Below are 9873 nucleotides of genomic sequence, written 5' to 3'. Positions count from 1 at the left end.
CGTCGAAGCGCCCGATCACCCGTGTGGTCGGGCGCTTCGACGTTGCGGCTCCCGCACGCAGAAGGACCGCCGGATCGTAGGGTGGGTCGAGTGGAGAGTGACGTCGCGGCGGTGTACGACGACTTCGGGCGCCGTTGGGCGCACGACACGTCGCCGCTCTACGAGGACTGGGCGACGGGGGTAGCCGCCGATCGAGTCGTGGTCGCGCTGCTCGACGGCCTTCCGCCGGCGAAGCAGCAGCCCAACCTCATCTTCGCCGCCGCACGGTGGGAGGGATGCCCGCTCCTGCCCTATCCGGAGTGGAGGGAGTGGCTGCTCGCACACTGGGAACAGGTTCAGGCGACCGCTTCGACACGCACAACCCAGACGAACGAGCCGAACCGCTGCGCGACCCTCCTGCCCGTGCTGTCGCGCATCGACGGTCCGGTCGCTCTGCTCGAGGTGGGTGCCGCCGCAGGCCTTTGCCTGTTCCCCGACCGCTACAGCGTCGACTACGCGACCCCGATCGGCCCACAGCGCCTCGACCCCGCGGACGGCCCCAGCACCGTCACGCTGGCCTGCCGGCTCGACGACGCGGCCTCGGTGCCCGAGCGGATGCCCCACGTCCTCTGGCGGCGGGGCATCGACCTGGCTCCCATCGACCCGGCCGATCCGGTCGCTCTCGACTGGCTCGCGACGCTCATCTGGCCGGGTCCGGATCACGATCGTCGAGTCGCGCGCCTGCGCGGTGCCGCCGCGATCGCGGCGGCCGATCCGCCCGAGGTCGTGCGGGGAGACCTGCTGGAGCGATTGACGGATGTCGCGGCCGACTCGCCTCAGGACGCCACGCTGGTCGTGTTCCACAGCGCGGTGCTGCTCTACCTCGACGCCGAGCAGCGGCGCCGATTCGCCGGACTCGTCACGGGCTTGGGCGCGGCGGTCGATCGCGACATCGTGTGGCTGTCCAACGAGACGCGGGGCACGCTTCCCGAGATCGATGCGCAGATTCCCGCCGGCGCCGACACATCCCACCGTTTCGTGCAGACGCGGAACGCAACGGCGATCGCCTTCGCCGGCCAGCACGGCGCGCTCTACGAGACGGTGCCCTTCCGGACCTGAGCCGCCTCGGGCGCCGCCCCGATGCGTAATACGCCGACCGCCCATCGAGGGGCAGGCCACAATGGACGGATGGACTGGCAGACCTCGGAGGACACGGTGCCCAGCGCGCCGGTCACGGAGGCCGACGCACGCCAGCTGTTGGGACGCCCGCCCGCGACCGGAGCGTGGCGCGACGGGGATCCGATCGGCGACCGGCGCTTCGCCGCATTCGGAGCGTTCCGCACCGAGGGCGGACGCGAGCTACCCGGCTATCGCCTCGCCTACGAGACATGGGGTGAGCTCTCCCCCGCGCGGGACAACGCCGTGCTGGTCCTGCACGCGCTCACCGGAGACAGCCACGTACGCGGCCAGGCCGGTCCGGGTCATCCGACCGAGGGGTGGTGGGACGACATCGTCGGCCCGGGCGCCCCCATCGACACCGACGAGTGGTTCGTGATCGCGCCGAACATGCTCGGCGGATGCCAGGGCTCGACCGGTCCCTCGAGCATCGCCCCCGACGGCTACGAGTGGGCCTCGCGCTTCCCGTATCTGACCATCCGGGACCAGGTCGCCGCACAGGTTCGTCTGGCGGACGCGCTGGGCATCGACGTGTGGGCGGCAGTGCTCGGCGGCTCGATGGGCGGCATGCACGCCCTCGAATGGGCCGTCGGACTGCCCGACCGGGTCGGGCGCGTGGGCATCCTCTCGGCACCACCGGTCAACACCGCAGACCAGATCGCGCTGAACTCCGTCCAGCTGGAGGCCATCCTGATCGATCCTCGGTTCCAGGCGGGCGAGTACTACGACTCCGGGGACGGCGACGGACCTCACCGTGGTCTTGCGCTCGCGCGGCGCATGGCGCTGCTGAACTACCGGTCGCCGACCGAGCTGAATCAGCGCTTCCAACGCTCATGGCAGTCGGGTGTGAGCCCGCTGGGGCGAGGCGGCCGATTCGCGGTCGCCTCGTACCTCGATTTCCACGGCAATCGCTTCACGCGTCGCTTCGACGCGAACAGCTACATCACGCTCGTCGAGGCCATGAACTCTCACGACGTGGGCCGAGATCGCGGCGGCGTCGAAGAGGCGCTCGCGCGCGTGACGGCTACCGCGCTCGTGCTGGGAATCGACAGCGACCGGCTCTTCCCCGTCGACGGTCAGCACCGCATCGCGCGCAGCATCCGCACGACGCTCGACGACGGGGCGGTCGTCCTCTCGAGCGACTTCGGTCACGACGGCTTCCTCATCGAGAGCTCGGCCGTCGGCGCCCACCTGCGGCGCCTGCTGGAGTCCCCTGCTCGATAACGAGCCCACGCGGCCGGGTCAGTCGGTGCGCGTGTAGATCCACGGCAACGAGGCGAGCTCCAGCCGATGGCGAGCTGCCGGGTCCGCCGGGGCGTGCTCGTCGTACGCCGCATCGCCCTGCCACAGAAGCACCGCTCCTTCGCCGCCGCGCCGCGCGACCGTTTCGAAGCGACGGATGCCGCCGATGCGGGCTACTCCGAGAAGGGCATCCGCGTCCGGCTGATCGGCCAGGGTGTGCAGCGTCACCCAGGTCGGCGGGTAGAGCGTGATCTCACCGCGGCCGTGCCGGGCGAGCATATCGGCCGGACGCACCCACGCCGCGGCGATCACCTCGTCGGCCGCGAGGGTCATGTCCCCGCCGGGGTCTGGCACCAGGAAGAACCACGTGCGGATGCGCAGGGGCAGTCCAGGCGGCGGATCCCAGCAGGAAAGCGGGACGAGGGCCACGGCATCCGTTCGCAGTCCGGTCTCCTCCGCGGTCTCGCGCACACCCGCCCGGCGTGCGGCAACGAGCTCGTCGCTCTCCGTGCGATCGACACGGGTGTCGTCCGCCTCGGCGCGGTCGGCGGGCTCCAGCTTGCCGCCGGGGAAGACCCAGGCGCCCGGGAACGAGCCGCGATCCGGCCGCTCGATCATGAGCACCTCGGGGCCGGCGACGGCGTCGCGGACGATCACCACTGTGGCAGCCACCGGGACGTCGGGGTCATCCCCGTCCTCGGGGCGACGCGGACGCGATTCGCCGACGGCATCGGCGAGTGCCCGCAGCGCCCGATCCGCAGGCGTCGGCTTTGACATCCGACAACTCTATGCGGCGGTGAGGGAGCGCGCCCGGTCGAGTCGCAGGCTCACGACGGCGACGCCCAGCCCTCCGAGCGCGAGCAGGACGCCCACCCATGCCGGTGCGACGAATCCCCATCCGAACGCGATGACCGCGCCGCCGAGGAAGGCGCCGAGAGCGTTGCCGATGTTCAGCGCGGAGTGGTTCAGCGCGGCGGCGATCGACTGATTGTCTGCGGCCACGTCCATGAGACGCGTCTGGATCGTGGGGCTGAGCACCGACGAGACGAAACCCGTCGCCAGGACGAAGAAGCCGAGGGCGACGATCCAGTGCGACGTCAGGGCGAGCAGCGCGAGGACGAGCGTGAGCGCCACGAGACCGCCTATCAGGGTGCGCTTCAGGTCGACGTCCGCGAGGTGACCGCCCACCAGGTTGCCCACCGTCATGCCGATACCCATCAGGACGAGGATGATCGGCACCACCCACGCGGGCGAGCCGGCCACGTCCGTGACCATCGGCGCGACGTAGCTGTAGACGGCGAAGAATCCCCCGAAGCCGATCGCCCCCACTCCCAGCGCGAGCCAGACCTGACCGATGCGGAACACGCCGAGCTCCGCCCTGAGGGTGCGGCCCGGCTCACCGGGATGCGGCGGCACGAAGCACGCGATGAAGACGGTGGCCAGCGCGAAAATGGCCGTCACGACCAGGAACGCGGACCGCCAGCCGACCTGCTGGCCCAGGAACGTGCCGAGCGGGACGCCCACCACGTTCGCGACGGTGAGACCGGTCAGCACGAAGGCGACGCCCTTCGCGCGGTTGCCCGGGCCCAGCACGTCCGCCGCGACGAGTGCGCCGATTCCGAAGTACGCTCCGTGCGGCAGCCCCGCCAGGAACCGGGATGCGGCGACGAGCTCGAAGGTCGGAAGCAGCACCGTCAGCCCGTTGAAGACCGTGAGGGCGAGCGCGAGTCCGATCATGACGCGGTGGCGCGGGTATTTCGCGACGGACCCGGCGATCGTCGGGGCCCCCACGACCACGCCGAGCGCATACAGCGTGATCAGCCACCCGGTCTGGGCGATCGCATCGCCCTGGCTGGCATCCCACTGGGTCGGAAGGACGTCCGCGGCGATGTTCGGAAGCAGCCCCATGACGACGAACTCGGTCATGCCGATGCCGAAGCTGCCGATGGCGAGGGAGAGGAGCGCCCACATCGCCGCACCCCTCGATGTTGTCGAGGAGGTCATCCGGTCATGCTAGCGCTGGCGTGGCATCCCTGTCGAATCGATTCGAGTCGAGACTCGCGTAGACGCGATTCGGCGCCGGTGCGAATGAGCAATGCGCTAGACCGCTTCGAAGTCGCTGTCGGGCGGAGTGCCCAGGGCGCGCTCCAGTCGCTGCACCTTGCCGTCGATCTCGCCGATGAAGCCGGGACGGATGTCTGCCTTGAGCACCAGTGATACCCGCGAGCCGAAGGGCAGGACGGCCTCGGTCGCCCGCTTGACGACGTCGAAGACCTCGTCCCACTCCCCCTCCACCTCGGTGAACATCGACGTCGTGCGGTGCGGCAGGCCGGACTCGCGCACGATGCGCACCGCTGCGGCGACGGCGTCGTGGACCGACGCATCAGCCGTAGCGGACGCATCGCCTCGGGGGGCCGAGCCGCTGCTGCGGGGCGTGCCGCTGGGTGCGACGGAGAAGGCGACGAGCATGGGTGACCTCCGGATCAGGGATGGACGGGTGCTTGGTGCACCAGCGTGGCGGCGCGGCGCGGTATCTGCGCGACGCGCACGACCGCCCACACCAGCAGGACGACGGCCAGCACGTTGCGCAGCGTCAGGAGTGCGGCCGGAAGCGGGTGAGCGCCGAGCAGGCCGTAATACATGATCGGGTAGACCGCCTGTGTCACCAGCGCGATGAGCAATCCCAGGGCGGCCGGTCGCCTCCACCGCGCGCGGTCGATCACGAGGCCGACCAGAAGCGGAGGGATGATCCAGGTCATGTACTGCGGAGACCCCACCTTGTTGAAGACGATGAACACGAGCACGAAGGCCAGGGCCAGCGGCGGGAACAGTCTCACGAAGCTGGCGCCGTGCCACGCCCGGTATGCGCCGAGTGCCGCGACGCCGAGCACCGCAGCGAACAGAAGCGGTGTCATCACGGCGATGACGGCATCAACCTCCGGGCCCGAGACCTGGAAGGTCAGCAGATCGCCGTCGTAGTAGATGAACGAACCGCGGATGCCGGCGACCGCCCGCCAGAGGTAGTAGGCACTGACCGGCGCCTCCACCTGCAGACCTCGATCCGTCTGGTCGCTGATGAAGCCGAAGACCGTTGCTCCGCCGCCTGCTGCGACGACCGCGATCAGTGTCGCGGCGGAGACGATCAGCGCGCCGCCGAGGACGGCGAGGCGACGTTTCACGGCGATCACCGCGGCGGCGATCAGTGCTGCCGGCCAGACCTTGATCCAGGTGGCGACGGCCAGCAGGATCGAGCCCAGCCACGGACGTCCCACCAGCCACAGACATCCTGCGATCGCGAGCGGCGCCGTGACGCCGTCCAGGCGGTACATCCCGACGGGTCCGAGGAGGAGGATGAAGGCGAGCCAGAATCCCGCTGCGGCGTTCCGTCCGGCCGAGCGGCCCGTACCCACCAGCATCCCGAACACCAGCGCGTCGCAGATCGTGATGAAGATCGCCCACGCGACCTCGTACCCGGCGATCCAGGCGAAGCCCTGAGCGAGGACCAGGGGGACCAGAGCGAGCTGCGGGTAGATCCACGGCTCGGTGATTCCGACGATGGCGTCTCCATCGATCGCCCAGGTCGACCATGGCTCGTAGACGTTGTGGACGTCGCCCATCGGCTGATTCGGCAGCACGAAGCCGAGCGCCCACACGGCGACGTGCACGATCGCGAAAGCGATCCACAGCACTGCACGCCTCGACACGGGTCGATTGTAGGTGGCCGGGGTTTCGTCAGTGCGTCGACAGCGCCTCCGCGACGGCGCGTGGGAGCGCACCGGCCACGTCCCCGGCGGTGATCGGTCCTCCCTCGGGGCCGAGGTCGCCCGCCGCCAGGGCGGCCGCGCGCCCGTGCAGCCAGACTCCCGCGGCGGCGAGACGAGCAAGGTCGCTCCCCGGCGAACCGCCCGACACGACGGCGCCGATCGCGCCCGCGAGCACGTCGCCGGTGCCCGCCGTCGCCAGCCACGGGGTTCCGACCGACACCGCCGTCGCCCAGCCGTCTGCAGACGCGACGATCGTGACGGCGCCCTTGAGGACGACCGTCGCTCCGAGAGCGGCGGCGGTCTCGGCGGCAGAGGCCGCCCGCGCCTCGTCATCGGCCGGGGAGTCCTCGGCGAGGCCGAGGAGCGCTCGAAGCCGGGCGTGCTCGCGTCCATGCGGCGTGACGATCATCGGGGCCTCAGCCGAGGGCACCAGGTCGAGCGCTCCCGCGTCGACCACGACCGGCAGCGGCGACGAGAGGATTCCACGCAGTGTTGTCGTCTCGACATCCGGTCTGTGCGTCGGATCCGTTCCGGACCCGATCAGCCATGCCTGCACGCGTCCTTCGGCAGTCACCGTCTCCGGCCGCCGCTGCAGCACCAGCGCAGTCGGGGTCCGGGGCCCCAGATAGCGCACCATGCCGACGCCTGCGCGCCATGCGGCCTCGACGCCGAGCACCGCAGCACCGGGATACGTCTCCGATCCGGTTCGCACGCCCAGCACGCCGCGCGAGTACTTGTCGTCGGCGGCGCTCGGCTTGCGCAGCACGCGCGCCGTGTCCTGCACCGTCCACGACGCGATCATGGCGACACCCTACTCGCGCCACGCGAGCACGGTGCGACTGCCGCCCCGCGGCGGACGAGGCCGTCAGGCGCGGCGGCGGGTCGCGTCCTGCACTTCGCCGATGAGCTCCTCGATGATGTCCTCGAGGAACAGCACCGCGGTGATCTCACCCTCGTCGTTGCTCACCCGGGCGAGGTGACGGCCCGCACGTCGCATGAGCGCCAGGGCGTCCTCGAGGTCGGTGCGCTCCTGCACCGGCACCATCTGATGGATCCGCTTGGCGGGGATCGGCTGGACGACGTCCGCCGAGGCGTCCGGCCCCTCGGCGGCACGAAGGACGTCCTTGAGGTGCACGTACCCGAGCGGGAGCCCGGCGGCATCCACGATCACATAGCGGGAGAAGCCGTGCTTGGCCACCGACCGCTCGATCTTGTCGGGTGTCACCGACTCGGGCAGGGTCACCAGCTGGCTGAGCGGCACCGCGATGTCCTTGGCCTTCTTGTCGGTGAACTCGAGAGCGGCCGACACCGTGCCGGACGTGTCATGGAGCACGCCCTCGATGCGCGACTGGTTGACGATGGTCGTCACCTCGTCGAGCGTGAACGTCGAAGCGGCCTCGTCCTTCGGCTCGACCCCGAAGAGCCGGACCGCGTGATTGGCGATCCAGTTCAACGCCACGATCACCGGGTGGAACAGGCGCGAGACCCAGACGAGCGGAGTCGCCAGCATCAGCACAGCACGGTCGGGGACCGAGAAGGCGAGGTTCTTCGGCACCATCTCACCGAACACCACGTGCAGGTACGACACGATGAGCAGGGCGATCAGGAACGCGATCGTGTCGACCATCGCCTCGCCCAGCCCGGTCAGCCCGAGAGGCTCGGCCAGCAGGTGGTGGATCGCGGGTTCGGAGACGTTCAGGATGAGCAGCGAGCAGATCGTGATTCCCAGCTGCGACGTCGCCAGCATCAGGGTGGCGTGCTCCATGGCGTACAGGGCCGTCTTCGCAGCGCGCGATCCGCGCTCGGCGAGCGGCTCGACCTGCGACCGGCGGGCCGAGATGACAGCGAACTCCGCGCCGACGAAGAACGCGTTGAAGGCGAGCAGCACGACCAGCCACGCGAGACCTGCCCAGTCGCTCACGCGCGCTCACCCCCTTCGCTCTGGGCGTGCTCTTCGGCCGGCATCGGGGTGTGCGTGAAGCGGACGCGATCGACGCGCCGGCCGACCATCCGCTGGACGTCGAGCGTGCCGTCCTCGATCTCGAGGGAGTCGCCGACGACCGGGATGCGCTCGAGGACGCTCATGATGTAGCCGCCCACGGTGTCGTAGACATCCCCTTCCGGGATCCGGATGCCGGTGCGGTCGCGTACCTCGTCGGGGCGGAGTTCGCCGGGGAAGATCAGGGACCCCTCGCTGCGGACGATGCCCGCGCGGCGCCGGTCGTGCTCGTCGAGAACCTCGCCGACGATCTCCTCGACGAGGTCCTCCAGCGTGACGACGCCCGCGGTTCCGCCGTACTCGTCGACCACGATCGCCATCTGGTACCCGCGTGCGCGCAGCTCCGACATGAGGGTGTCGAGGTGGACGGCCTCGGGCACGCGCAGGGGTTCGGTCGCCAGTGCGGCGGCGGGGACGTCCGCCCTCCGGTTGCGCGGCACGCCGACCGCGGCTTTGAGGTGGACGATCCCGACGATGTCGTCCATCGACTCGTCGTAGACCGGGAAGCGGCTGTGGCCGGTGCGCCGGGCGAGCTGGATGACCTCTTCGGCCGAGTCGTCGGCGCCCAGCGCGTGCACGCTCGGCCGCGGCGTCATCACGTCAGCGGCGCTGAGCCGCGCGAAGGTCAGGCTGCGATCCAGGAGCGAGGCGGTGTCCTCTTCGAGGACGCCGGCGAGCGCCGACCGGCGGACGAGGCTGGAGAGCTCTTCGGCCGTCCGCGCGCCGGAAAGCTCCTCCTTCGGCTCGATGCCGATGATCCGCAGGACGCCGTTCGCGCTGCCGTTGAGCAGGGCGATGGCCGGGCGGAACACCATCGTGAAGCCGACCTGAAACGGCATGACGAGCTTCGCGGTCTGCCGCGGGATGGCCAGCGCGAAGTTCTTCGGGATCAGCTCACCGAGGATCATCGACAGAACGGTGGCGATCGTGACGCCGATGAACACGGCCAGCGGCGATGCGATGCCCTCGGGCCAGCCCCACGCGGCGAAGACCGGTCGCAACAGGCTCGAAATCGCCGGCTCCATCGCGTAACCGGTGAGCAGCGTCGTCAGCGTGATGCCGAGCTGCGCGCTGGACAGGTGCGTCGAAGTGATGCGCAGCGCGTTGATGGTCATCGACAGGCGGGACTCGCCCGCGTCGCGGCGTGCTTCGAGATCCGCACGGTCGAGGTTGACGAGCGCGAACTCGCTTGCGACGAACAGGCCGGTCCCGACAGTGAGCAGCAGCCCCACGCCCAGCATGATGTACTCCATCACGCATCACCCCCCGGATGGGAAGCGTGGCAGTGGGGCGAGCGTCTACTGGGGGGGTCGTCCATCGTGCCGTCAAGTCTACGGCAGGGGTGATGCGCCGAAGCCGGGCGGGCGGGAGGCGGCGGGGGTCGCACGGACGTGGCCGCGCAGTCTCGGGCATCCGGCGTTCTTGATTCGCGATTGCGACGCAGATGGGCTTGTGCGACACATTCCTGCTTGCGCCCTGGGGAAAATGTGGCGCGCCAGCAGGAACTGCCGGCGGGCGCCGCATCCTATGCGGGCGGCGCGGCTCGCGCACGGCGGGTGGCGGATTTCGCCCGCTCGGGAGCGGATAGCGTTCGCGAGACGCAGAGCCGGGTGTTGATCGCGCGAATGGGATTTCCCCAGCCCGAGCTTCAGCAGCGCTTCACGTTGCCGAGCGGCCGGTTGGTCTACAGCGACTTCTGGTGGCCGGACCAGA

The 9873-nt window shown here is 70.1% G+C and carries 9 protein-coding genes and 1 pseudogene; 3 read left to right on the top strand and 7 right to left on the bottom strand.

Annotated elements, in window-relative coordinates; genetic code table 11:
• Positions 1–90 precede the first annotated feature (90 nt).
• Both VFX99_RS06100 and metX read left to right on the top strand, forming a co-directional pair.
• On the top strand, positions 91–1098 hold the full coding sequence (locus VFX99_RS06100) for a DUF2332 domain-containing protein (RefSeq protein WP_329665425.1): 1008 nt from the start codon (positions 91–93) through the stop codon (positions 1096–1098).
• A 69-nt stretch (positions 1099–1167) separates the two neighbouring features.
• Positions 1168–2379: a homoserine O-acetyltransferase MetX gene (gene metX / locus VFX99_RS06095; RefSeq protein ID WP_329665424.1), complete on the top strand. Its 1212-nt coding sequence runs from the start codon at positions 1168–1170 to the stop codon at positions 2377–2379.
• 18 nt (positions 2380–2397) lie between these two features.
• On the opposite strand, the gene VFX99_RS06090 is transcribed toward metX, so the two are convergent.
• From VFX99_RS06090 to VFX99_RS06060, 7 genes are all read right to left on the bottom strand, one after another.
• Positions 2398–3174 carry an NUDIX hydrolase gene (locus tag VFX99_RS06090; RefSeq protein WP_329665423.1) on the bottom strand — a complete coding sequence of 259 codons (777 nt, stop codon included), beginning with the start codon at positions 3172–3174 and terminating at the stop codon, positions 2398–2400.
• Between the two features lie 9 nt (positions 3175–3183).
• Complete coding sequence (locus VFX99_RS06085; RefSeq protein ID WP_329665422.1) at positions 3184–4401, bottom strand: MFS transporter; 1218 nt, start codon at positions 4399–4401, stop codon at positions 3184–3186.
• Between the two features lie 96 nt (positions 4402–4497).
• Complete coding sequence (locus tag VFX99_RS06080; RefSeq protein WP_329665421.1) at positions 4498–4866, bottom strand: thiamine-binding protein; 369 nt, start codon at positions 4864–4866, stop codon at positions 4498–4500.
• A 14-nt stretch (positions 4867–4880) separates the two neighbouring features.
• The gene (locus tag VFX99_RS06075; RefSeq protein ID WP_329665420.1) at positions 4881–6101 is read right to left on the bottom strand and encodes a hypothetical protein; all 1221 of its coding nucleotides are present in this window, start codon (positions 6099–6101) and stop codon (positions 4881–4883) included.
• 28 nt (positions 6102–6129) lie between these two features.
• Positions 6130–6963 (bottom strand): ADP/ATP-dependent (S)-NAD(P)H-hydrate dehydratase, encoded by an 834-nt coding sequence (locus VFX99_RS06070; RefSeq protein ID WP_329665419.1) that lies wholly within the window; start codon positions 6961–6963, stop codon positions 6130–6132.
• A gap of 63 nt (positions 6964–7026) precedes the next feature.
• Entirely contained in the window at positions 7027–8082 is a 1056-nt protein-coding gene (locus tag VFX99_RS06065; protein WP_329665418.1) for a hemolysin family protein, read from the bottom strand.
• On the bottom strand, positions 8079–9413 hold the full coding sequence (locus VFX99_RS06060) for a hemolysin family protein (protein ID WP_329665417.1): 1335 nt from the start codon (positions 9411–9413) through the stop codon (positions 8079–8081). The genes VFX99_RS06065 and VFX99_RS06060 overlap by 4 nt, the downstream gene beginning before the upstream one ends.
• Positions 9414–9647: 234 nt before the next feature.
• Between VFX99_RS06060 and VFX99_RS06055 the strand changes: the two are divergent.
• Positions 9648–9873 (top strand): annotated as a pseudogene (locus VFX99_RS06055) (hypothetical protein); the annotation flags it as partial.

Source organism: Microbacterium sp. (assembly GCF_036277215.1).
Taxonomy (GTDB): domain Bacteria; phylum Actinomycetota; class Actinomycetes; order Actinomycetales; family Microbacteriaceae; genus Microbacterium.
This window is presented reverse-complemented; position numbering and strand designations above follow the sequence as displayed.

Coding starts and splice junctions, on each gene's coding strand:
- VFX99_RS06060 (WP_329665417.1), bottom strand. CDS start 9,413: ATGGAGTACATCATGCTGGGCGTGGGGCTGCTGCTCACTGTCGGGACC.
- VFX99_RS06085 (WP_329665422.1), bottom strand. CDS start 4,401: ATGACCTCCTCGACAACATCGAGGGGTGCGGCGATGTGGGCGCTCCTC.
- metX (WP_329665424.1), top strand. CDS start 1,168: ATGGACTGGCAGACCTCGGAGGACACGGTGCCCAGCGCGCCGGTCACG.
- VFX99_RS06070 (WP_329665419.1), bottom strand. CDS start 6,963: ATGATCGCGTCGTGGACGGTGCAGGACACGGCGCGCGTGCTGCGCAAG.
- VFX99_RS06090 (WP_329665423.1), bottom strand. CDS start 3,174: ATGTCAAAGCCGACGCCTGCGGATCGGGCGCTGCGGGCACTCGCCGAT.
- VFX99_RS06080 (WP_329665421.1), bottom strand. CDS start 4,866: ATGCTCGTCGCCTTCTCCGTCGCACCCAGCGGCACGCCCCGCAGCAGC.